The sequence below is a fragment of the Vibrio qingdaonensis genome (assembly GCF_026191675.1).
GTDB lineage: Bacteria > Pseudomonadota > Gammaproteobacteria > Enterobacterales > Vibrionaceae > Vibrio > Vibrio qingdaonensis.
In genome coordinates, this window is record NZ_JAKRRY010000001.1 from 284,937 (window position 1) to 306,502 (window position 21,566).

Here is a 21,566-nt window from a genome sequence, read left to right on the forward strand (position 1 = left end):
CTGATACTGAACATGCTTGAATGGTCTCATCGGCGATGACAGGGGCTTCATCTGCACCGATGATTCAATACATCATGTTATTGCTACGACAAACGAACGACTCAACTATTTTGTTCATGGTAACTATGCTGTTCATGGCAACTATTCTGTTAATGGCAACTATGCTGTTAACGACAGCGGGCCTGTTAATCACAACTGGTTATTCACTTTCCCGACCAATACGGTAGATTTTTTCCGCTCGAGTCCCAAAGAACCAAAAGCTTATCGCTAAAATGGCAAAGAACACGGCTTTGTGTGTCCCTTCCCAAAAGTACTCGATAAAACGAGTGTAAAGATTGATGAAGATAAAGATCAAACCAAACCCTCTCGTCAGTTCATCATCATACTTTATGCCGTGGTAGACAGAAGCAATAGACGCAACAAGTAGTAGCACCGACCAATGAATCAAAGAGAATTGAGTAACATCACTCCATACCGACCAGTCAGCATAGTTTCCAAATACGGACATCAGCCACATAGAGACAAAGAATACTGACATCCCTACCGCTCGTGTCGTAATGGCAAAGTCTTCTTTTGATTCCCAACGACGCAACGCCCACGAACTAGAAGCGATGAGTAATACACCAAACAACACAAAGCGTAGCGGAAGATTTAGCCCAATAAAGTAGCCCAGCTCACTCGCCTGATGAGTTTCAAACCCAAACCAACAACCTAACGACAGTAACGCACATAGCCAAACGATTAGCGATGGAATCCAAAGCCCTAAGACGCCATAAACAAGCGAGGCGACGAGTATTAACTTAGTGACGCTGTCCGTTTGAATCACTTGACCCAGAAAATAAATCGACACTGCAGTACTGATTATTCCCAGTACAAATAATGCTTCATTGCTAAACATTTTGTCCGGAGAAAGCTTCTTACGACGAAGGCCAAATGTGTAAAACAGTGCTGAAATCAACGCGAAAAACCCACTTTTCGCAATATCAGGGGCCGTAAAAATTTCCTCAAATAGCTTAATTAGCCATTCATCAAGCAGCACAGACAGCACTGACAATACAATACAAACGATCGCTATCCAGAATGAGTATTTGGCGATCAACGACCAATCTATTTTTACGATTTGATAGCTGTCTTTCAGCCTATCAGAATCCTCAGAGGTAATAACACCCTGCTCCAGCCATTGATCAATCGCACTTTCTACAACACGACTTTCTCTTTTCGATAACTTCATTCTATCGCTCTTGTCTTGTACCTGTCTCTAACTAGGTATAGGTTAATGTGCGACTTAGCACTAACGATAAACCTCACCCTTTTTTACTGGCGAGACTTTAGATGTACAACTCAGACTTAGAAAACAAAACTGCATCACCAGAAACGAGCACTCTTTCGCCAGAGAGCTCGGCGTACAATATGCCACTTCGTTGCGACGCTTGAAAAGCGACCATTGACGTTTTCCCAAGTTTCTCGCTCCAATAAGGTGTCAATCCCGCATGTATCGAGCCTGTCACTGGATCTTCGTCACCACCACTAGCTAGCACAAGAACTGCATATCCAGTAAACTAAACCCTTCTCTACACTTACCTGAGAGCTACAATGCACGATTTCTCATTATATCAAAATATATACGCATACATACGTCACAGCAAAGACTCTCAAGCGCTAGGTGACTCTGTACGACGCCAACAAAAGTTAATACAAGCTTGGGCATCCGAGCATAAACGCTCAGTATCTCCCATCGAGACAGATGCAGGCAAATCGGCTTACAGTGCAGAGCACATCAATACTGGCTATTTAGGGCAATTCTTAAGTGGCCTCAAAAGCGGAGCTGTCCCATCAAATAGTCTGCTACTGGTAGAGTCACTAGACCGCCTCAGTCGCCAAGCTCTTCTAACTGCACTAGCCCAACTGGAAAGCATCATCACAGCAGGTGCAGACGTTCTAACTCTTACCGACAACAAACTTCACACAACCAAGACGATAAACGACTTTGGCGACCTAGTATCAAGCCTAGCAGTAATGCAACGAGCACACGAAGAAAGCGAAACTAAGTCCAAGCGAATCAAAGAATCCTTTGCCTCTCGTGATGCACTAATGCGCCAAGGTATACCCGTAAACTATCGCCACCTCCCTAATTGGCTTGAATACCGTGAGAACGAACCCCAGTACCGCATCAACGAGCACGCAAACACTATACGAGAAGTTTTCTCTCTCTACCTCTCAGGAAAAGGTGTCACACACATAGCCACCCGCCTAAACGAGCGTGGATTGCTAAGAGCAGGAAAGACAGAGTGGACAACCGCCAACGTAAGCACACAGCTAGCTGACCGTCTCTGCATCGGTGAGTGGAAAGCCCACCCAAATGTCTACCCAGCTATCGTAAGCGAAAGCGACTTCAACGCAGTACAAGCACTCAAACGCACAGGAGTAGGACGCAGAGCCAACCGCCTAGAATCGGTCAACCTATTCGTTGCAAGTACCTCACGCTGTTATTGTGGCAAGCCAATGCACATGACACGCCCCAGAGGTAAACCTCGCCTCACTTGCTCAGGCACACGCAAAGGTAAGACAGGCTGTCCTTATGGCTACAAGCTGTATGATGCAGAAGGTCTTGAGCGTGCTTTAGGGTTATGGCTCGCATTCAATCTAGGTACAGACACAGAAGACTATAGCGCTAAGCTCTCCTATCTCAAGCAGCAGCAAGCAGCTAATGAAGAGAAGCGCCTACAGCTACAAAACCAAACCAAGAACATAGTTAAAGCCATTGCTCAACACGGCTCCATGCCAGAGTTCGATGATGAGTTAACAGCAATAAAGACAGATATCAAAGCTATTGAGGCAGATAACGAATCGATAGCCCTAGAGCTACAGCGCCTAGAGCAACCAAAAACAGATATTGCCTCTTTGATGCGACATTGGAACGAGAAGTGCCAAGAGCATGACTACAGGCGAAAAATTTTAGCTCTACTCGAAGCAAAGCAAGTGCAGTTCACAATGGAGAACGGAATCGTAACACTCAGCTACAGCAACCGAAAATGGGAATGGGAGCCTAAAAGCGACTTGTTTAAAATTGTCCTTGACCCAGAAGAGTTGCGCAACGAAATCTCAGATTTAAAATCCAAGTACTTAAAGGAATCATGATGCAGAAGGACAAAGCTAGGCTAAAACGAGAGCGCAGAGCTGCTAGATACGGTGTAACTGTCGCTCAATGGTATCAAATGCCTAAAGCAGAACGTGAAGCCCTCAAAGCGAAAGCCAAGGTAGAGCGAGAGCAAAGGCAAGAGGAGCGACTAGACCTCCAACACCTTTCAACCCTTGACCATCTCTAAGCTGAACAGCTAAGGGGGCGTGATGCCCCCGTTCTTTCTCATACTGTTATCTGTTTCGTTGCGTGCTCCTTATCAAAAGGTATCAATGTATGTATTGCCTCGAAACGAATCTTATCGAACAGGGTTTCCCAGTGTGCCCAGATAACCTCCCATTTAATTTCCTCTTCGTGGACAGTACCCATAGCTGTAAGCTCTGCTGCCTCTTCATCAATCATTTTGGCTCTTTTAAGCGATGAGATTTCCCCTGCCTTGAACAGCGCACTGGCTTCCTTCTTCTTCTCAAACAATGCGCTTTCAAAAGTGCCATAGAATCCATCTACTTCTTCTAGATGCTTGGCTAAGGCGTCAATGTGGCTTTGAATCTCAGGACGATTGTGCCATTTCTGAATCCTTTCTAGTTCCGCCATGAGGCCAATCTCTAGCACCCCTGCCTCTGCCATTGCCTTAGCTACTCGCTCCTCCGTTGCTTTCGGTGCAACCCGCTTAGGGTTACTTGCTATGAACTCTTCAATGGCCGCCTTGCCTAGAATGTTAGTAATCTCATATTTGTTGATGCTCTTAGCACGTTCGCCCTGTGTTCTCCACGGGTGGAGCATCTTGTCATGGGCATCTGTGTAAGGTCGGTTTCCTGCGGCTTGGTTGGGAGCAGCGAAACCAACTAGTAAGTTTGCAGGGTGATGGCTTCCAAACCATGTACACCCGTTCTTGTCTGTGTACTTACGTGCAGCCAAGTGGCATACGTGTATTCGTCGGATTTGCTTAAACTCTCCATCTTGGTACTTGTACCCTGCAAGCATAGAGCGCAACCACAGCACAGTATCTAGTTCAATGAGTGCCTGAGCGTCTAGTCCCTGTAAACCTGCTAGACTTTCTGCCGCTTTACACTGATTAAGCAGCCATTGCCCTACCTTGGTTTTGAAAAAGCGCACTGTATCGTTTCTGTGTGCTCCGCAATACCCATAGTTGCCTTTCTTGGCTTTGTGCTTACAGCCTATTATTTTGCAGTATGGGCGTTTAGTTTGCTTGGTCATTATGCTTCCTTCTTGAGTTGTCGTTGGTGTTTCTGTCTGCACTGGTAGCTGTGATAGCGGTGGTTCTCCGCATTAACACGGAAAGTTTCACTACACTCAGGGTTGGCGCATTTCACAGTGTCCCCAATACGGTAGCGTCTACGGTTACTGCCGTTAGTCTTGGCATCAGCACCCTTGCGGGTCTTCTGTTTTGTTCTCCCCTCCTTGTGTACACGGTTGTCAGCTCTCAGCGTTTTAGGGTCGTAGGTTTTCCATGGACTAAAGCAAGTGCTAGAGCAGAAAGATGTGGGTTGCTCCGCCTTAAAGGTGTTGTAACAGTTTGGTGCTTTGCATCTGTATAACTCCATTTTTATTCCTTGTATCTGGGTTTAATTTAGTGGGTCTAGGGTGGCTACTTTGGGGTGCCCTCAGCCCTTGCAGGGCAAGGGGTCGGAGTACCATCAGTTTCTTAAACTTATAGGTGTATAAGAGGCTCTCAAAATGGAGGGCGTTCTCACGCCCGACTCCTTCTTATTTCCTCTTGGAATGAGCCTTCTCTAGCAGCTCTAAAACATCAGGTCTTTGCTTGTGCTTATTCTCAGGCTCACAAGTCCCACAGTGCTCAAAACCCCTCACTGCATAGTTCTTACATCCACGAGTAGAGCAAGAGACTCTCTTAGTTGTTTGGTCTAGGCGTCTTCGTATAGCGTTTGTACTGACAGGCTCAGGAATCAGATAACCTTTCTCTGTTTGATTCCATTCGACAAGACCTACCTCGTTGGCAAATCTTAGAGTGTGGGCAATGGGTTTTCTCTTGAGCTTTCTCTGATACATCTCTCGCAAGACATTGTGTGCTCTGGTTTTCGGTGGGTACTTATTGTATTTCTTGACGGTCTTCTCTAGCTTTCGAACCTTCTCCTTGTGCTGCTTTCTTGAATCAATTCCGTAAGCCTTCCTTTCATCTAGCTCCTTCCGTCTGCATGACTCCCAATGAAAGATTGTTCCTGTTGGTCTTGGTCTCCATACCCAAGGCTTGAAACGATAACCTTGACGCTCTAACTCGAACCACGCCCAGTGCTCACCGTTTCTAATCTCCTTGATAGTTAGAATGCTCAAGCCGCTTAACTCCATCAGAACAGAGTTAGGTACAAACCTTCCCTCTTGGCGTTCTATATACTTCGCACAGACAAGAGCCGCCTCAAGTGTACTTTCCTTCCCTCTCCATCTTGGAAACTGTATATCTTCGCCTCTCGCTAATGCATCAATCATCAGGTCGAAATCCATCGTCTGACTCTCCTCTAGTAGTTCTAAGTGTGTGTTCTTATCCTCTATAGGGTGTCTTTAATACCTCGATTGCTTCTCTAGCCCTTGGTATGTCTAGTTCTATTGTGATTTTCAGGAAGGTCGTCAAGGAAGGTAGTAGACGTATGGTTTCGGAGGGGTGTACAAGGTCTTAGCTATGTCACTTTTGAGTGCAGTCCATGTATGAGACTGACAGCAAACACGCTATGTATTTAGCATCCTGAAAGTCCGATACTGTCGGATTACAAATACTAAAAAGGCTACCCCGAAGAGTAGCCATATCTAGTTGAGAAGAGGAGTTAATTGGTTGGTAATACAGAATGCCTAACCAAAGGCAATTAGAGAGCCACCACCTGCCATGCTGTTGTTAGAGAAGGTTCCACCTCCTACCACAAGTTTTGAACGGTCTCCATACACACTGAAGCCTATTGGTCTGAGGTCAACTTGGTCAACATTTACAACGTCTGTAGAGGTAGCCTTCGCTGAAAGCACAACCGTACTACCCGCAAGTATTGTAATTTTATTGTTCTTCATTTTGACTTTAATAGCAGGGTTTACTGATTCACTGTGTTCAACCACATAAGTGAGGTCATCATGTTGGCTATCAACAAGACCTTTTAACCAGACAGTAGGAGATTTTCCTTTCCCTATTAGTAAAGGAAAATCTCCCTTAATCGTAAGTAATTGACCTCCTCCCGTGATGGTATTGCTGCAAACCATCAATTTCTTTAGTGGTTGGAAACCTTCTGGTAGGGTACTACGCATTCTCACTAATCCTCATCCGAAAAGAACAATTCAATTTTGTCCATCACTTCTTTTTTCTTATCTTTGGTGATACGTCCCCAAATCCCGAAAGCAAGGCAAATAATCCCGCCTATTACCAAAACAATCCACTGTCCCTTAGTTACTACTTTGTAGTCATCTAGGATTTGCGGCAAGATACTAAATAAGTACCCCCCTACTGCAAACATGGCTTGAACCATCCAAAGGTAAGGTTTATTTGCACCGTTTTTTAGCCGCTCAAAATCAACTTCTCTGAGTAAGAATAAGTCTTCCAAGCCTTTTACGCTTTCACCACTCTTGATATCTTGGACAGCAATAGGTTGGTTTAGGCGTTGTCCTTCGTATATTAGGCCGCTCATCACTTATATTCACTATATCTCAAATAACAAACATTCAGTTACGTTAAATTGAAACCGATTGAATATCAAAGAAATATTCTACATCCAAGAGCATCCTCACGAAAAACAATTGTTATATCTCTACTGCCATTTCGATACATACTCAAAAAACTGTTGATATAGCTACAAACCTGAGTCAACTATCTATCTGTAGTATTAGGGGCTTATCTGTAAATAATAGAATAAAATAAAAAACTGCCACAAAAGGCAGCTCTGGGACACTTCAATTTAGGCTAACTTCCCCCTTGTCAAATCTTCTGACAGTCTTGACAACGAGCAGCAGTAATACGCTTGCCCGTGGGTGGGTGTATCACTGTGTTGGTGTACTTCTCAAACCCACATTTGCTGCACAAGGCAATAATCATCTCTCGACCATCAACAGTTTTAGTCTGCTTCATTCTATTTTCCCTTCTACCTTGGATTTTTTCACTCGCTGTACAGTCTTAGTGCTACAGCCTAAAGCCTTGGCAATCTGTGTGTTGTTCTTTCCATCAACTACCAAGCGCATTATTTGTTCGTGCTGTTCAGTGTTGGCCTTGCGTCCTTGGTACAGTTCACCCCAAGTCTTACCATCCTTGTTGACACCTTTGGTCTTAATGGCTTCTCTTCCTGCCTCAGCCGCAGCTAAACGCGCTTCACGTTCATTACTGGCGATAGCTGCAAGCATATTGATTGTGTTGTCCGTGGTTGCATCCATAACGGTGTTTCCTGTGTACTGGAAGCTCATACCTCCGTGGATAGTCTTAATTGCCACTCCTCGCTTGAGTAGTAGCTGTGCTGTCTCCTTGGCATCGTGATAGTCACGACCTAGCCGGTCAAACCACCACACCCAAAGCGTGTCACCTTGCTTGAGTTTGCGTAGTAACTCACCAAGTACAGGACGGCTCTTGGCTTCTGTAGTACCAGATACACCCTCTTCACTCAGCACTTGGACATTTGGACAATTGGCTTCAAACTTCTCCATCTGAGATGCAAGGGTTTGGTCTGTAGTAGAGATACGGGCATAAGCGTACTCTGTCTGCTCTTGTTTGCTTGCCTCTGCCTCTTGGACACAGGTAGACAGAAAGGCACAATGGTTCTTAAAGTTGACTCTGTTCTTAGTAGCCAGAACCACCTCTAGCTGTCTGTCTACATCTGGACAGCCTAACTTGCGTAGTCTTTTCTCAATGCGCTTGAGGTTGGTAATACCTTCCTTGGCTGTAGGATTGCTGTTTGCAAGGTCAGATACTTGAAGTGCAAGGTCTAGTAGTTGGTTCATGGCATTACCTTAACTGGACATTTGGTTGATGGACACATCCTACAGATGGACATATCGACAAGTCAACACCTAATGTCCAACCAAGTGCCATACTTTTGAACTAGACATAAAGTTATGCCCTAATGTCCATCCAAGATGGCCGTATGATTGCGTGTTTTTGGGAATCTAAGTGTAAGTATGTAATTTAAGGTGGGTTAGGACTGCATCAGATATCGCAGACACTAGTTATATTGTAGTGGTGATTTTTACTGGAAGCGAAGGGGCACCCCATTGTTGTTTTGAGCTAGACCCGACCCACTTGGGGGATAGTAGGAGCGACGCCAAGAGCCGAAGGTCTCATACATCTCTGACCCGTTTCAATGAGCCTAGACAGCTAGGCAATGCAAACTTTCTGTAAATCCTCACTTGTTTCGTCACCACTCGCGGGCCAAAAATAACGAGACACAAAATCGCGCTGCGGATGTGCCGACGGCGCCGTGACGACAATATCATAGGGCGCCAACTGCGCTAACACTGAGCTATCCGCTTCAATGCCAATGACATCCTCTTCGGATTCATAGACGGCAAAATACGCTTGCTCATTGCGTAAAATGCAAGTGGGAGCATGTGACAGCCCTTCGAGCAATGCTCGGGGTATGTCTGTGATGGGTGCGGGGTTCTGGTTGGGAAAGCTCATTTCAATTCGCCCCGTCTCCAACTGTCTAACGGTAAGATCACCGACTTCATTAGTCGAAAACCGGATCGTGTCCGTTGCCGAAACACCTTGTTCCATCGCTAAATGATTATAGAGTACATAAGCCGATGCCAATGTCGCATGACCACAAAAATCAATCTCCGTCAGTGGCGAAAACCACCGAATATAATAGTGATTAGCGGCAATCGGTGTTAGATACGCGGTTTCTGACAAATTATTCTCTATCGCGACGTTTTGCATCCACTGATCACTTGGAAACTCGTCTACCAGCATGATGGCAGCACTGTTACCTTTAAACATCTCAGACGTAAACGCATCCACAATCCATTGTGTTTTCACTTGTTTATTCCTTAATTTGAGCGAGAAATATAAGCAATTCGCTTTCTATATACGCGATAGCCTAACGCCAAAATAATGCATAATACCGCTGGAGGCAACAGCGCATAAAACGCCAAATGATTGAATAATATAGCGCCAACTAGCCCTCCACAGATAAAGCCGACTAAGATGGTCACAAACAATTTAGCTTTACGCTTATCAAACGCTTCACCTCTTAGTGTTGAGCCTATCATGATCCCCAAATCAGTGACGATACCCGTCACGTGTGTCGTTCTAACCACGGCACCACTAAACGTCGTAGCAAGCGCATTTTGTAAACCACATGCGGCTGAAGCAAAGTAACTACCCGTTGGCGAGCCTGCCACTAAAAAGTAAGTCGCAGATAACAACAACGCACTTTCAATGCATAACAACCACTCATATTGGCGCCCTAGTTTCAAAGACACATTCGATATGAACCATCCCGAAATGGCCGAACCGAATAGGAAACTCATGACAATACCAATCAAATGAGCCGAACTCGCCCAATCATTAAATAATTGCGTGCCTAGTAATGTTGCCGTTCCTGATAAATGCGAAATAGCCTGATGCTGAAAGCCCAATAAGCCGACAGCATTCACCGTCCCTGCTAGCAATGATAAAATAAACGCTCCAGATTCAATCCAGCGCGGAAGTTTTGAAATCACATCAATTGCCTTATTTATTGCGTGTTAATCATGATTCGTTATTAGATAGGGGCACAGACATCGCTGGGTACCGTTCCAATATGCCGTTTCACTGCTCCATGATAACTCGTAACGGCTAACACGGCCGTGCAACAGCAGCGAGCATCATAGTCCTATTTATCCACGCTTCTTTGATTTAAAGCACATTATATGTTGAGGCCCGGCCTCACCGCCAAGGTAAAGTTGTTCAGTATCCATAAACCCTGCCTTCACATACAGCGATCTTGCTAAGGCGTTTTTACAATTCACCGTGAGATACAAATCTGACTGGTCTTTCCCTAACCACACCATATACTGTTCTTGTATTTGTCGAATGGCACGTTTAGCAATGCCTTGACCTTGATATTGCTGGTCAATCAGAAACGACCTAAAGCCAATCGATCCTTGTGGACAGAATGAATACCGATTGGCATAAGCACTGTCGAGTAGAAAAAAGCCTACGGGTTTTCCAGCTTGGCAAATCACCCACTGTGTTTCTTCAGGCTTTTGACAGCTTTGATCAATAATTTCATTAATGTAGCCAATGTAAGGACGCTGTTCATCTGGTACAGACAACATTAAAACATATTCAAAATTTTGTTCATTTAGCGGTTCAATGGTTAACATACTTATTCATCACTCTTTTCCAGCACGGTGAAGCGACATCATCACTCCATGATTTTATTTTCGGTAAGTGACATTAGCCACAGATCCCAATAACGCCCCTCAATAAACCGGACATTTTTGACGACTTCGGTTTGCTCAAAACCTAACTGCTGGTAACACTGAATAGCGGAGTGGTTATGGGAAAATACTGACAGTGTGACCGCTGACATAGGATGGTCTGCTTTGGCGACGGCTATCACTAAACGCAGCATCTCTGATGCAAGCCCTTTCCCCCGGTAATCTGGTTGGATAAAGACTCGACAGATACGCTGCACATTCTTGGACGCTTGATAAAGCTCCACAAAGCCAACAAAAACCCCGTCTCGTTGACATAAAAAAGGACGACTCAAGCGATTTGAAAAATATTTATTGAGTTGGCGATGCGTCAAAGGGAAAGTAAATTGAAACCCACCCCATTGGTAGTTGAGCCTTTCCGAGTCAATCCATTCAATTAACATTGCATAATGCTCGTCAGTGAAAGGCATGAGCTCTATAGTATTTATATTGTGGTCCACGTTACTATTCACACTACTACTTGTCTGTTCCAATGGCTTCCCACTCCACCTCTTGAGTTATTCAGCAACATTTTATTCACGCACTAGACGACGATAGCAGCGTTCTGGCCGACCAACGGAACCATAATTTACATCCGCTTCTAATTCACCTGTACTAATTAAAAACTCAAGATAACGCCGTGCCGTTGTTCGGCTTGCCCCTATATTTTCGCCCGCTTCATCCGCGGTATACAGGCTATGCTCACTAAACAGCGTACGTATTTTTTCCAATGTCACGCCGTCTATACCCTTCGGGAGATGCTTGTCTGTTTTTGCTTCTCCCGTGTGACTCTGCATCATTTCATCAACGAGTGACTGATCAAGCCCATCCACGTGATGAAGTTGTTTTGTTCTCTTCTGATATTTTTTTAACGCGGCTTCTAATCGAGGATACATAACCGGTTTGAGCAAATAATCGATCACGCCACCGCGCATTGCTTGCTGTAAGGTTTCGACATCTCTTGCGGCGGTGATGAGAATAACATCGCAGGCTTGATTCATGGTTCTTAATCTACCGAGAATATCAATACCCGTACCATCGGGGAGATAGACATCTAGCAGAACCAATTCTGGTTCTAACAACTCTAACTGCATTTCAGCTTCCGAGCGAGAAGTGGCAATCCCGACCACCTCAAATCCCCCCATTTTTTCTAGGTAGCGACGATGTAACTCCGCGATTTTCAGATCATCTTCTATGATCATTACACGTGTCATTGTACTCATGCCATTCCATCCTTTGGTACGTATACAGTGACTCGAGTCCCCATATCATTATTTGCTATCAGTTCAAGCTGTCCTTGATAGCGCTCCGTTAATTGCTTAACCAAAAATAAACCAACGCCGCGATTACTGGCCGATTTACTCGACACCCCTCGTTGTGTTAGTAACGATACGTCAATGTCACTAGGCAAACCACAGCCTCTATCCACCACTTCGAGAATAATTTCATTGCCATAATCACTCACAGAGACTTCAATGCTTGAACGCGCTAACCGCTCATTGGGTTGCTGGGTAATGGCTGATAACGTTGCTTCAAAAGCGTTATCAATTAAATTGCCTAAAATTGTGACAATATCATCCGCATTTAACTCCTCAGGGAGAGGCTCTAAACGTGATTCAGGATCCACGACTAACGTTAAACCCAGCTCACGCGCACGCTCCGTCTTTCCTAGCAACATCCCGGCAATTAGCGGATCACGCATGGTCTCCCGCAAAAATTCAATCAACGATTGATAGTGTGCGGTTTCTAAACCGATCAGTTGCTGAACCGCATCCAATTCGCCCATTTGAAGCATGCCATTAATAGTATTGAGTTTATTGCGATGTTCGTGAGTTTGAGCGCGCAACATTTCCGCATAGGCCTGAGTTTGAGACAGTTGCGCCGTAAGCTCACTAATTTCATCCCTGAGTCGAAAACTCGATACCGCTCCAACGACCTTTCCATCGACAATGATTGGACTTCGATTCGCTACAATACGTTGATGGTTTAAATACAACTCAATATCGTGATCCACTTCTTGGCTATTAATTAAACTATGTAAGTCCGAATTAGGCAGTACATCGCTCAAGGGCTGATTGATAGTGTCGTGCTTGTTTAACTTTAAAATCTCACAAGCACTGGTGTTAATAGATCGTAAAACACCGTTAGAATCAATACTGATGACCCCTTCTTTAATGGTACTCATGGTTACGTCAAGCTCACCATACAAACGACCAATCTCTTCAGGTTCAAAGCCCAAAATCGCCTTCTGAAAACGCCGAGAAATATAATTTGAGATTATGCCATTAGCCACAAGTACCAACACCGCCATTCCTAATAAAAAGGCTAAATACGGCTCGATTCTATCTTGTAACCTATCGATCAAGTAACCAACGGACACCACGCCAATAATCTGACCATTACTATCGAAAATGGCCGCTTTTCCACGTACTGATTCTCCTAATGAACCTTCAGCAAATGACACATAAGCCTGCCCATCTACCAACGCTTTATCATTGTCTCCTCCCTTCATTGGCTTGCCGATGCGCTCGTCAATGGGGTGGACGAGCCGGATACCTTGACGGTCACCAATGACGATAAACGCGGCGCCAATCATCTCAGTCAGACCGCGAAATCGCGCTTGCATCTGAGCCGAAGTGCGATCTTCAACCATATTAATTACCGACGATGACTGCGCTAGAAACGTGGCGACACCTTTCGCTTTGAATCCCATTTCCTGCTCTTGTGACTGCTTGATATAACTAAAGCCAGCCAAAGACAATATGACCAACTGCAGCAAGCCTGAAAACGTCATAATAATGAGCAGACGATGACGAAAGCTGAACTGATTCCATCTCATTGTCATTCTCCTTTAACATCAGTACTGTAACAGCCTCGTAACATGAAAACACTCAGTGCGTCATCGTTCTGTGACACTCTCAAAGAAATCATGGCTCAGTATTTACCGACCGCTCATACCTCACCCACCGTTCTTAATGACAAGTTCGTTTATTTCATATTGTGCATAAAGAACACTGACTAAGATCACAGCAATTTTAGGTTAATTTTAGGTTAATTTTAGAACTAATTAGGCGGCATATCGTATAGTAAAACGACACCAACTAAACAAGGATACCGCCAACGCGGAAAGTTAAGATTGGGAGTAAACGTAAAGACTGGGGCTAAACCAGTTTTAACGTCACAAGTACGATACTGCCACTCTCACGCCAAGCATCAACTCAACATTAAAACATCCATTAAAGAAAAAGCCTCATTCAGCTTGAGCGGTATGCTGTAACACCTAGAAAACTTCACCTCTCAAAAAAACAAAAATAATGAGAGCGTACAAAGGAACCACGTTAGAAGGAGCAAGGCTATGAAACGTGACTGTTTTGGAATTTGCCTAAATAGGGCTGTGCTGTCAAAAAACCGAACATCAACGTTCACCCACGTTAGAGCTTATCAAAAACAAAATTCTCCGCAAGAAGACGTTGAAAACGACCTTCTTGTCTCATTTGCTTGCCCGCAAATGTCTGGAAATGAAGTTCTGCAAGCAATGAAGCAAGCAAAAAACTTAGTATGGCGGGCAGGTTATTTCTGCCCATCACAGTAGTAAATGCCACTCCTGGTAGGGAGGTTTGATACAGGCCTCTCTATCTCTCATGACCATCATCAAAAAAAACAGACACTTAACTTCGCCATTCCTTCGTTAGCAACTACATTTATATTATTGCACTGAATATTATTAGAGTATAAACTCTAAATATTTTATTAACATCTGGTTTGGAGCAAACATGAAGATTAAGTCCCTACCTCTGGTTGTGGGCGCATTGCTAGGCACTCTGTCACTTAATGCATGGAGTGCAGAAGTCTCCTTTGACGAGGCTTGGCAGCTGCTTCAACAAAACAACAATTCACTTGCCGCGCAGCGAGCTAATGTCGAGCGCTACGGGCACTTAAAGAGTGCGACGAGCAACCTTAACTTACCTAGTGTCACTATTGGCGCAAATTACACTCGTCTCGATAAAGATGTCACTGTATCCGGCAACCAATTAGCTGAAAGTTTAAGTGGGGTGCCTCAAAGCCCTATTCTTGGACAATTACTCGGTGGACTAGGTGGAATAACGTCCACTATCGAACATCAAGACATTTTTAGCTCTTCCATCCGAGCGGTATGGCCAATCTTTACCGGTGGGCGAATCACCGCTGCGCAAACCGCAGCAGAAGGTCGCCAAGAAGAAGCCGAAAGTCAGTTTGCAATGGAAGTACAAGCGCGCTATGAAGACTTGAGCAAATACTACTTCAGTGTGATTTTAGCTAAAGAAGTGGTTGAAACGCGCCTCGCCGCAGAGCAAGGGCTCACGAAGCATCGCGACTACGCCATTAAGCTCGAACAGCAAGGTCAAATTGCCAGAGTAGAACGCTTACAAGCAGAAGCCTCACTCGATAAAGCCACTATTGAGAGAAAGAAAGCTCAACATAGTCTCAATATCGCGCAGGCAGCGTTGACGCAGATACTAGGCCAAGTTGAAAAGGTTGAACCGAGAGACGAACTCTTTATTAACCGCAATTTACCGCCTCTCGATGCCTTTGTTGACCAAACGTTAGACACCTACCCTGGGCTGGCGATTCTCGATGCTAAAGAGAAGCAAGCCAGCAGTCTCATTAAAGCCGAAAACGGCAAATACTACCCTGAAGTCTACGCCTATGGGGATTATAACCTTTATGAAGGTGACTCATTAGCCAATCAAATGACACCAGACTGGTTAGTCGGTATTGGCGTCAGCGTGCCATTGCTCGAAAATACGGGTCGTAGTGAAAAGGTCAAAGCAGCCAACAGCGCCGTGAGCCAAGTTCAATTTCTAAAGCGCCAAGCAAAACTGGATCTAAGCGTATTAGTAGAAAAGACCTATTTGGAAGCCCAGCAAGCCCTCGACGAAGCGGTTGGACTGAACTCAAGCTTATCACTAGCAAAAGAAAACCTATTGTTAAGACAAAAGGCCTTTGCTCAAGGTTTGGGACGCTCTATTGATGTCGTTGATGCAGAGCTATATGTTGCGAGCATTAAAACGCAACAGGCCGCCGCAAGTTTCCAATACCTACTCTCTCTTAATAAATTACTTGCGCTATCCAATGAAATGAACAGTTTTAGCCAATACAAGTATAACTCTATTAATCCTGCAAAAATCACTAGTAAGGACGCATCATGAACAAGGTAAAACCAACACTCGCGACACTAGGCGCGCTCGTTATTGCAGGTTGGGTCGGTTATAAGTTTTTTGAGGCTTATCAAACCCCGCCCTTTCGTCTTCAGGGGCAAATTGAATCTCAGCAATACAGTATTTCCTCTAAAGTGCCCGGTAGAATCGATCAGGTGATGGTTCGCAAAGGCGACGAAATCAAAGAAGGTCAGCTGGTTTTCACTCTCCACAGTCCAGAAATTGACGCCAAGCTAGAACAAGCTGTCGCCGGTGAAAAAGCGGCAGGTGCACTCGCGCAAGAGGCTAACAATGGCGCTCGCCAGCAACAAATCAGAGCTGCAGAAGATCAGTGGCGCAAAGCACGCGCGGCCTCCCAGCTTATGGAAAAAACCTATCTGCGTGTCAATAATCTATACAAGGATGGTGTTGTTGCAGAGCAAAAACGTGATGAAGCTAAAACGCAATGGCAAGCCGCTAAATACACTGAAAGTGCTGCTTATCAAATGTTTGAAATGGCAAAAGAAGGCGCTCGTAAGGAAACTAAAGTGGCGGCAGAGGAAAAAGTTCGCATGGCAGCGGGTGCAGTAGCCGAAGTTGAAGCTTATGCCGCCGATACAAAGATTCATTCATGGTTTGATGGCGAAGTTTCTCAAGTACTGCTCCATAGTGGAGAGCTTGCTCCGCAAGGTTTTCCGGTTGTAACCGTTGTCGATACCAAAGATTCATGGGCCGTTTTAAACGTTCGTGAAGATCTACTGCAGCATTTTGAAAAAGGGGCTGAATTTACCGCATTCGTACCCGCTTTAGATACCGACGTCACATTCAAAGTCAATCATGTTGCCGTAATGGGTGATTTCGCCACCTGGCGCTCGACTGATGCCACTCAAGGTTTTGATTTACGCACTTTCGAAGTGGAAGCTCGCCCGTTGGATCACAAAGATAAGTTACGTATGGGCATGAGCCTAGCCGTTGAGATGTAAGGGCTGAGTATGAACCAGCGTTCTAACACCATATCGCCCATCTCCTCAGATGGGCGGCACTACAATCAATGGCACATACTCCGTCATGATAAATGGCTGCTTTCATGCCTAACTTGGGTACCTGTTATCTTGTGCTTTTCCATTTATTGGATATTTTCTCAAGGCATCGCCAATAACTTGCCTGTCGGTGTTGTCGACCTCAACAAAAGCACCTTGTCGCAGAAGCTAATCGGTAATTATAATGCGACGTCAATGCTAAGTATTGACCATCAATACGACGATATTCAACAAGCGAAATCTGCGCTAGTTGAAGGCGATATCTACGCAATCTTATATGTCCCCGCTAACTTTGATAAAGCCATTACAAAGTCACTCACCCCACAAGTAACTCTGTTTTATAACAGCCAATACCTGCTCGTTGGACGGTTGATTAATTCGGCCGCGCTGCAGGCCCAAGGCACCTTTAACGCGCAAGTCGGTGTGCTTAAAGCGCTATCAAAAGGCAACACGACGAGTCTCGCGGCAATGGGCAATGCCGTAACAGTAAGAACTCAAATTACGCCACTATTTAATATAAGCACCAATTACGCCCAGTTTCTGGTATCCGCCATTATTCCCGCTATTTGGCAAATCGCCATTGTTTCATTTACGGTATTAGTACTCAGCGCAAATTATCGGATTTCTGGGTTAAGCCCGTGGTTTGGAAGCACATCAATTGTGGGTCATCTGAGCCGTACATTGATTCCTTATTTTCTGTGGTTTTTATTGCAGGGTTCATTTTTCCTTATTTGGTTCTACGACATCATTGGTTGGCCGATGGAAGGAAGCTGGCTAGTGCTCTTTTTTGCACAGGTGATCACGACGTTAGCCTGTATGATCATGGCTTGCTTCTTTTTCTTCCTTACCTGCGATGCAGCAAGAGCCATGAGCTTCGCTGGGGCGTTTACTGCCCCAAGCTTTGCATTTATGGGCATCACCTTTCCAGCTGCAGACATGACAACCCTTGCAACAGCATGGCGGGAACTGCTGCCAATCAGTCATTACATTGAGGTTCAAGTAAGCCAAGCAAGTTACGGCGTCACAGCCATTCAATCTCTTGCGCATCTTACCCCTATGGTGGGTTATGTCATTCCACTGATGCTGACCGTCATACTGATCAAAAAACATATGAGTAAGGAGTCACAAGCATGACGCTACTCGAACATATTAAACTTGAGTTAAGAGCGATTCTCACCAACCCCGTAGTGACGCTCACGGTGTTTGGTGGTGTCCTCTTTTACTCATTTCTTTATCCGCTGCCATACACTAAGCAGGTCCCGCGCGAGCTGCCAATTGCCGTCGTCAATCTAGACAAAAGCCAAACCAGTTATCAACTCGAACGCATGGTCGATGCAACACCAAACGTCACGGTGGTAAGCCGCCTGAGCGCCATTGCAGATGCCAAGCAGTGGTTTGAAGAAGGTAGGATTACCGGGTTTATTGTTATTCCTGAACACTTTTACAAAGATCTCATGATGGGGAAAAGTCCGGTACTTTCCTACGCGGGTGATGCCGCGCTATTTCTAGTCTTCGGGACCGTGGTTGAAGGGCTTGCTCAGGCTGGAGGCACGCTTGCAGCTAAGACCAAAGTGTCTAAGCTTTTAATTGATGGTGTGCCACTCGAACTGGCAGCTAAGCAATATGCGGCTACCGAGCTCAATGCTAAACCGACGTTCAACCCGCACATGGGGTATATAGATTACGTTGTTCCCGCCGTCTTTGTGCTCATCCTTCAGCAAACCTTGGCGATGGCATCGGGATTAATCGGAGGCACTCAAAGGCAAGGTAATGGCTACTGGCAAACCCAATCGCCCTTCAGGGTGATAGCGGTACGCACTGGGGTTTTATTAGGATTCTACTATATACTCGGCATGTTTTATTTCGGTGCCAGTTTTGATATGTATGGCATCAGTAAACTCGCCCACCCTAGCGAAATGCTCACCTTAATGTTGCCGTTTTTTCTCACCACATGCTTTATTGGCATTCTGGTTGGAGCAATCACGCCTAGACGAGAACTCGTGACGGTATTGATTCTACTTAGCTCAATGCCATTGATTTTTTCTGCTGGGTTTATTTGGCCAAGCGAGATGCTACCTGCGCCAATGCAATGGTTTGCCGCCATCTTCCCAACCGAACCAGCAATTAACGGCTTTTTGAAACTCAATCAGATGGGTGCTGATTGGTCACAAGTGTCAGCGCAATGGAGTCAATTGTGGCTACAAGCAGCGGTTTGGGGGGGATTAGCGTATTGGAGCTTTTCAAGAAATCGTACGAGTAACACTAATTAAGTTCATCGTAAAATGATACCCAACAAAAAAGCCAATGGCACACACCATTGGCTTTTTATCAATTAGCCGAGCAGTAAGCTCGTCATTGAAAGTAACGGGATAACCCTAAACTTTCTATTATGCTGAGTCTTACCAATTTTCAGTCATGTTCATCATGCAAACAAACTTATTTTTAGTAATTTTCTTCGTTGCGTTTTCATCTAGAGTTGATGAGAAAACCTTGCCTGATGACAACCAATAGTTACCAATGCCCAATTTATTGCCATTTAACAGATATTGGTACGCGGTGCGCGAAGCCAATTTAGAAGACAGCTTATCAGCACAGTACCTTGCCGCATCTGACTTTGTTAAATACACCGCTTTACTGCCATTATTGGAATACTCGATAGGCAACAGATATTGATAAGCATCGTCTTTATGAATAACGGTATTCGTAAAACGCTTTCCTACCAATGCGTCCGCCTCTTGCGTTTTTTCTGGCGTACTCTTGGCATAGCCATCTAAGATTTGTTTCGTCAACGCGGGAGCAGACGATGGTGATTTATCAGTACTAGTTTTAACGGTTTTCTTAGCCGTAGCATCTGCTTTCACTGGGCTTGGTGTCGCTTTAGTTTTCACGCTTGAAAAAGGGAAGAAATAATCACCTTCGTTTTTGAGGCTCAACTTTAAAGACTGTGTTTTTGAGTCATTCACCGCTCGAACGTTATACACACCTACGTAGTTACCAGCGACATCGACTTTATCGCCAGCGCCTACTTTTTGAACATTAATATAGAAAACGGTGTTGTTTGAATTGGAGCGGAAAACAAACCTAACTTTTTCAAGCCCTAGCGCCTTTCGTAGTTCCAGTTCAGTATTTGAGTCGAACTCATTTTTATAACTTGCTTGAGCGGTATATGTTAGGTCACCATTCATTTTTTGTGTAGCATCAACGATAGTAAAAGACGTGATGTTGACTCTTTCTAGACCGCCTTTTTCCAACATGAATGTGCGTTTCATCGTGTTCATGTTACGGTTCACACACGCCGACATACTTTCGCTAGAATCACACTCTAAACTGCCAACAAAGGTCTCTTGATTCACTTTGCGTGACTCTACAATATAACGAGATTTAACTTGCTTGTATAACGCAAGTAACTCTTCATTTTTAGTGCGGTCCAGCCCTTTAATCACCGCTTCACTTTTTGAGATCGCGACTTTCTTTTCTGATAACTGCTTTTCTTTGTCGACCAACTCTGTTTTGAGTTTACCGATGCTCATTGCTAAATCACGCAATGTTTGTGACAAGGACTCGTCATATACACCATCAACCAATTTCTTTTCCATTGAAGCTGAATCAACTTTAATGTTTTCGATATTGTTAACAAGATTAATCTTAATAGACTCAATATTTGAAAACAGCTGAGTATACGTTTCGTTACTCTCTTCAAGTCCGGTTTGTAGATAACCGTTGTCATAATCGCTGCTGATTTTTTCTAACTGCGTTTTTTCATCAGCATTCATGACTTCCAGTGCATTAGCGACACCGCTAACACTTAGACTTGCTAATGCGATCAACTTAACCGTTTTAGAACTAAAAACTCGGTGGGGAAAATTCACGACAACCTCATCTGACTTAAACATTGACTGGCTCGTCGCACGTAAAAAGTGCTTAACTAACAACCAGTCATTAATATTCCTTATATTTTGACTATCATATCAGCCCATTTCTCGATTGTCTTTACAACGTGTAATAGAACTGTGAGCTTTAGTGACCCACAGTCCATTTATCTACGCGTATTAAATACTATTTTGCGAAGTATGGCGTATTATTACCCACACTTTATATTCAGTAACAGGGATATTATTCACTCAAGAGAATATCAACCCTTCGGTTAGTCGCTCTACCCTGTGACGTTGAATTCGTCGCAATAGGCTTTAGTTCTCCAAATGACGTCATCACAACCTTTTCTCGCTTAACACCTTGGAAAAACAACACATCAGCCGTATTCACCGCACGTTCTAAGCCGAGCCCTTGGTTATATTGTTCCGTGCCAACACTATCGGTATGACCTTCTACCTGAAGGGCAACCTTTTGCTTAGCAAGATCTTGCGCGACACGGTTAAGAGATTGTCTCGCAATTGGCGATAAGTGAGCGTTATCAAAACCAAACTGCAAGCGAGCGACATGTTTGTTATCACCTCCCCCCACGCCTTGCGTCCCTTTATTGCTGATATAGGTCTGACAGCGGCGGCTGCTGAGCTGAGCATGACTTGCTGCTAATAGAGCTTGCTTTAGCTCATCGTCGTTAGAGACCTGTTCAATTTGCAAAAATCCCGCATGATGCTGCCCTATCCCTATCACGTTGCCAATTTCTGTGGTGTAGCGAATTTCACCATTCGCGTCACTGCAATACTCCATGACGCTGGATTCTACAGAATGTACTGTGCTGGTAAAACCAAGCATCAGCATAGGAACGAGTATATAAAAACGATGTGGTAACATGCTTTGCCTTAATGTTGTCATGTTTAATTTTAATCAATTATTGCTCTAATCGAAAAGGGG

At 44.6% G+C, this 21,566-nt stretch carries 23 protein-coding genes and 1 pseudogene; 7 read left to right on the forward strand and 17 right to left on the reverse strand.

Features of this window, described 5'->3' with window-relative positions:
- Window positions 1-199: 199 nt before the first annotated feature.
- Both MD535_RS01285 and MD535_RS01290 read right to left on the reverse strand, forming a co-directional pair.
- Window positions 200-1,231: a hypothetical protein gene (locus MD535_RS01285; protein ID WP_265673092.1), complete on the reverse strand. Its 1,032-nt coding sequence runs from the start codon at window positions 1,229-1,231 to the stop codon at window positions 200-202.
- Window positions 1,232-1,328: 97 nt separating this feature from the next.
- Window positions 1,329-1,532 (reverse strand): annotated as a pseudogene (locus tag MD535_RS01290) (PhzF family phenazine biosynthesis protein); the annotation flags it as partial.
- Window positions 1,533-1,593: 61 nt separating this feature from the next.
- Here MD535_RS01290 and MD535_RS01295 point away from each other — a divergent pair.
- Together MD535_RS01295 and MD535_RS01300 are read left to right on the forward strand one after the other, a co-directional pair.
- Window positions 1,594-3,138: a recombinase family protein gene (locus tag MD535_RS01295; RefSeq protein WP_265673093.1), complete on the forward strand. Its 1,545-nt coding sequence runs from the start codon at window positions 1,594-1,596 to the stop codon at window positions 3,136-3,138.
- Window positions 3,135-3,326 carry a hypothetical protein gene (locus MD535_RS01300; RefSeq protein WP_265673095.1) on the forward strand — a complete coding sequence of 64 codons (192 nt, stop codon included), beginning with the start codon at window positions 3,135-3,137 and terminating at the stop codon, window positions 3,324-3,326. The genes MD535_RS01295 and MD535_RS01300 overlap by 4 nt, the downstream gene beginning before the upstream one ends.
- Window positions 3,327-3,364: 38 nt before the next feature.
- Here the strand turns inward: MD535_RS01300 and MD535_RS01305 are convergent, their stop codons facing one another.
- From MD535_RS01305 to MD535_RS01365, 13 genes are all read right to left on the reverse strand, one after another.
- Complete coding sequence (locus tag MD535_RS01305) at window positions 3,365-4,357, reverse strand: hypothetical protein (RefSeq protein WP_265673096.1); 993 nt, start codon at window positions 4,355-4,357, stop codon at window positions 3,365-3,367.
- The gene (locus MD535_RS01310) at window positions 4,357-4,704 is read right to left on the reverse strand and encodes a hypothetical protein (RefSeq protein WP_265673097.1); all 348 of its coding nucleotides are present in this window, start codon (window positions 4,702-4,704) and stop codon (window positions 4,357-4,359) included. Before MD535_RS01310 ends, MD535_RS01305 begins: the two co-directional genes overlap by 1 nt.
- 163 nt (window positions 4,705-4,867) lie before the next feature.
- The gene (locus MD535_RS01315) at window positions 4,868-5,620 is read right to left on the reverse strand and encodes a hypothetical protein (RefSeq protein ID WP_265673099.1); all 753 of its coding nucleotides are present in this window, start codon (window positions 5,618-5,620) and stop codon (window positions 4,868-4,870) included.
- Between the two features lie 342 nt (window positions 5,621-5,962).
- Entirely contained in the window at window positions 5,963-6,403 is a 441-nt protein-coding gene (locus MD535_RS01320) for a hypothetical protein (RefSeq protein WP_265673100.1), read from the reverse strand.
- A gap of 5 nt (window positions 6,404-6,408) precedes the next feature.
- Window positions 6,409-6,780 carry a hypothetical protein gene (locus tag MD535_RS01325; RefSeq protein ID WP_265673101.1) on the reverse strand — a complete coding sequence of 124 codons (372 nt, stop codon included), beginning with the start codon at window positions 6,778-6,780 and terminating at the stop codon, window positions 6,409-6,411.
- 287 nt (window positions 6,781-7,067) lie between these two features.
- Entirely contained in the window at window positions 7,068-7,217 is a 150-nt protein-coding gene (locus MD535_RS01330; protein WP_265673102.1) for a hypothetical protein, read from the reverse strand.
- Window positions 7,214-8,077 carry a recombinase family protein gene (locus tag MD535_RS01335; protein WP_265673103.1) on the reverse strand — a complete coding sequence of 288 codons (864 nt, stop codon included), beginning with the start codon at window positions 8,075-8,077 and terminating at the stop codon, window positions 7,214-7,216. Before MD535_RS01335 ends, MD535_RS01330 begins: the two co-directional genes overlap by 4 nt.
- 373 nt (window positions 8,078-8,450) lie before the next feature.
- Complete coding sequence (locus MD535_RS01340) at window positions 8,451-9,110, reverse strand: PhzF family phenazine biosynthesis protein (RefSeq protein ID WP_265673104.1); 660 nt, start codon at window positions 9,108-9,110, stop codon at window positions 8,451-8,453.
- 11 nt (window positions 9,111-9,121) lie between these two features.
- Window positions 9,122-9,796, reverse strand: coding sequence for a YoaK family protein (locus MD535_RS01345; protein WP_265673105.1), 675 nt, complete (start codon window positions 9,794-9,796; stop codon window positions 9,122-9,124).
- A gap of 156 nt (window positions 9,797-9,952) precedes the next feature.
- Entirely contained in the window at window positions 9,953-10,441 is a 489-nt protein-coding gene (locus tag MD535_RS01350; protein ID WP_265673106.1) for a GNAT family N-acetyltransferase, read from the reverse strand.
- A gap of 41 nt (window positions 10,442-10,482) precedes the next feature.
- The gene (locus MD535_RS01355; RefSeq protein ID WP_265673107.1) at window positions 10,483-10,965 is read right to left on the reverse strand and encodes a GNAT family N-acetyltransferase; all 483 of its coding nucleotides are present in this window, start codon (window positions 10,963-10,965) and stop codon (window positions 10,483-10,485) included.
- A 102-nt stretch (window positions 10,966-11,067) separates the two neighbouring features.
- Window positions 11,068-11,757 (reverse strand): response regulator, encoded by a 690-nt coding sequence (locus tag MD535_RS01360; protein ID WP_265673108.1) that lies wholly within the window; start codon window positions 11,755-11,757, stop codon window positions 11,068-11,070.
- The gene (locus tag MD535_RS01365) at window positions 11,754-13,373 is read right to left on the reverse strand and encodes an ATP-binding protein (protein ID WP_265673109.1); all 1,620 of its coding nucleotides are present in this window, start codon (window positions 13,371-13,373) and stop codon (window positions 11,754-11,756) included. Before MD535_RS01365 ends, MD535_RS01360 begins: the two co-directional genes overlap by 4 nt.
- A gap of 516 nt (window positions 13,374-13,889) precedes the next feature.
- On the opposite strand from MD535_RS01365, the gene MD535_RS01370 reads away from it, so the two are divergent.
- The 5 genes from MD535_RS01370 (at window position 13,890) to MD535_RS01390 (ending at window position 19,021) form a co-directional block, all read left to right on the forward strand.
- Complete coding sequence (locus MD535_RS01370; RefSeq protein ID WP_265673110.1) at window positions 13,890-14,126, forward strand: cation transporter; 237 nt, start codon at window positions 13,890-13,892, stop codon at window positions 14,124-14,126.
- Window positions 14,127-14,307: 181 nt separating this feature from the next.
- The gene (locus MD535_RS01375; RefSeq protein ID WP_265673112.1) at window positions 14,308-15,723 is read left to right on the forward strand and encodes a TolC family protein; all 1,416 of its coding nucleotides are present in this window, start codon (window positions 14,308-14,310) and stop codon (window positions 15,721-15,723) included.
- Window positions 15,720-16,694, forward strand: coding sequence for an HlyD family secretion protein (locus MD535_RS01380; protein WP_265673113.1), 975 nt, complete (start codon window positions 15,720-15,722; stop codon window positions 16,692-16,694). The genes MD535_RS01375 and MD535_RS01380 overlap by 4 nt, the downstream gene beginning before the upstream one ends.
- Before the next feature lie 9 nt (window positions 16,695-16,703).
- A complete protein-coding gene (locus tag MD535_RS01385) occupies window positions 16,704-17,885 on the forward strand; it encodes an ABC transporter permease (RefSeq protein WP_265673114.1) in 1,182 nt (393 codons plus the stop codon).
- Window positions 17,882-19,021, forward strand: coding sequence for an ABC transporter permease (locus MD535_RS01390; RefSeq protein WP_265673115.1), 1,140 nt, complete (start codon window positions 17,882-17,884; stop codon window positions 19,019-19,021). The genes MD535_RS01385 and MD535_RS01390 overlap by 4 nt, the downstream gene beginning before the upstream one ends.
- Before the next feature lie 129 nt (window positions 19,022-19,150).
- Here the strand turns inward: MD535_RS01390 and MD535_RS01395 are convergent, their stop codons facing one another.
- Together MD535_RS01395 and MD535_RS01400 are read right to left on the reverse strand one after the other, a co-directional pair.
- A complete protein-coding gene (locus tag MD535_RS01395) occupies window positions 19,151-20,644 on the reverse strand; it encodes a hypothetical protein (RefSeq protein ID WP_265673116.1) in 1,494 nt (497 codons plus the stop codon).
- Window positions 20,645-20,864: 220 nt separating this feature from the next.
- Window positions 20,865-21,506, reverse strand: a complete 642-nt coding sequence (locus MD535_RS01400) for an OmpA family protein (protein ID WP_265673117.1) — start codon at window positions 21,504-21,506, stop codon at window positions 20,865-20,867.
- Window positions 21,507-21,566: the final 60 nt, after the last annotated feature.

Excerpts from the sequence above, each read along its gene's own strand:
- MD535_RS01285 (WP_265673092.1), bottom strand. The coding sequence starts at position 1,231 with ATGAAGTTATCGAAAAGAGAAAGTCGTGTTGTAGAAAGTGCGATTGAT.
- MD535_RS01295 (WP_265673093.1), top strand. The coding sequence starts at position 1,594 with ATGCACGATTTCTCATTATATCAAAATATATACGCATACATACGTCAC.
- MD535_RS01300 (WP_265673095.1), top strand. The coding sequence starts at position 3,135 with ATGATGCAGAAGGACAAAGCTAGGCTAAAACGAGAGCGCAGAGCTGCT.
- MD535_RS01305 (WP_265673096.1), bottom strand. The coding sequence starts at position 4,357 with ATGACCAAGCAAACTAAACGCCCATACTGCAAAATAATAGGCTGTAAG.
- MD535_RS01310 (WP_265673097.1), bottom strand. The coding sequence starts at position 4,704 with ATGGAGTTATACAGATGCAAAGCACCAAACTGTTACAACACCTTTAAG.
- MD535_RS01315 (WP_265673099.1), bottom strand. The coding sequence starts at position 5,620 with ATGGATTTCGACCTGATGATTGATGCATTAGCGAGAGGCGAAGATATA.
- MD535_RS01320 (WP_265673100.1), bottom strand. The coding sequence starts at position 6,403 with ATGCGTAGTACCCTACCAGAAGGTTTCCAACCACTAAAGAAATTGATG.
- MD535_RS01325 (WP_265673101.1), bottom strand. The coding sequence starts at position 6,780 with ATGAGCGGCCTAATATACGAAGGACAACGCCTAAACCAACCTATTGCT.
- MD535_RS01330 (WP_265673102.1), bottom strand. The coding sequence starts at position 7,217 with ATGAAGCAGACTAAAACTGTTGATGGTCGAGAGATGATTATTGCCTTG.
- MD535_RS01335 (WP_265673103.1), bottom strand. The coding sequence starts at position 8,077 with ATGAACCAACTACTAGACCTTGCACTTCAAGTATCTGACCTTGCAAAC.
- MD535_RS01350 (WP_265673106.1), bottom strand. The coding sequence starts at position 10,441 with ATGTTAACCATTGAACCGCTAAATGAACAAAATTTTGAATATGTTTTA.
- MD535_RS01355 (WP_265673107.1), bottom strand. The coding sequence starts at position 10,965 with ATGCCTTTCACTGACGAGCATTATGCAATGTTAATTGAATGGATTGAC.
- MD535_RS01360 (WP_265673108.1), bottom strand. The coding sequence starts at position 11,757 with ATGAGTACAATGACACGTGTAATGATCATAGAAGATGATCTGAAAATC.
- MD535_RS01365 (WP_265673109.1), bottom strand. The coding sequence starts at position 13,373 with ATGAGATGGAATCAGTTCAGCTTTCGTCATCGTCTGCTCATTATTATG.
- MD535_RS01370 (WP_265673110.1), top strand. The coding sequence starts at position 13,890 with ATGAAACGTGACTGTTTTGGAATTTGCCTAAATAGGGCTGTGCTGTCA.
- MD535_RS01375 (WP_265673112.1), top strand. The coding sequence starts at position 14,308 with ATGAAGATTAAGTCCCTACCTCTGGTTGTGGGCGCATTGCTAGGCACT.
- MD535_RS01380 (WP_265673113.1), top strand. The coding sequence starts at position 15,720 with ATGAACAAGGTAAAACCAACACTCGCGACACTAGGCGCGCTCGTTATT.
- MD535_RS01385 (WP_265673114.1), top strand. The coding sequence starts at position 16,704 with ATGAACCAGCGTTCTAACACCATATCGCCCATCTCCTCAGATGGGCGG.
- MD535_RS01390 (WP_265673115.1), top strand. The coding sequence starts at position 17,882 with ATGACGCTACTCGAACATATTAAACTTGAGTTAAGAGCGATTCTCACC.
- MD535_RS01395 (WP_265673116.1), bottom strand. The coding sequence starts at position 20,644 with ATGTTTAAGTCAGATGAGGTTGTCGTGAATTTTCCCCACCGAGTTTTT.
- MD535_RS01400 (WP_265673117.1), bottom strand. The coding sequence starts at position 21,506 with ATGTTACCACATCGTTTTTATATACTCGTTCCTATGCTGATGCTTGGT.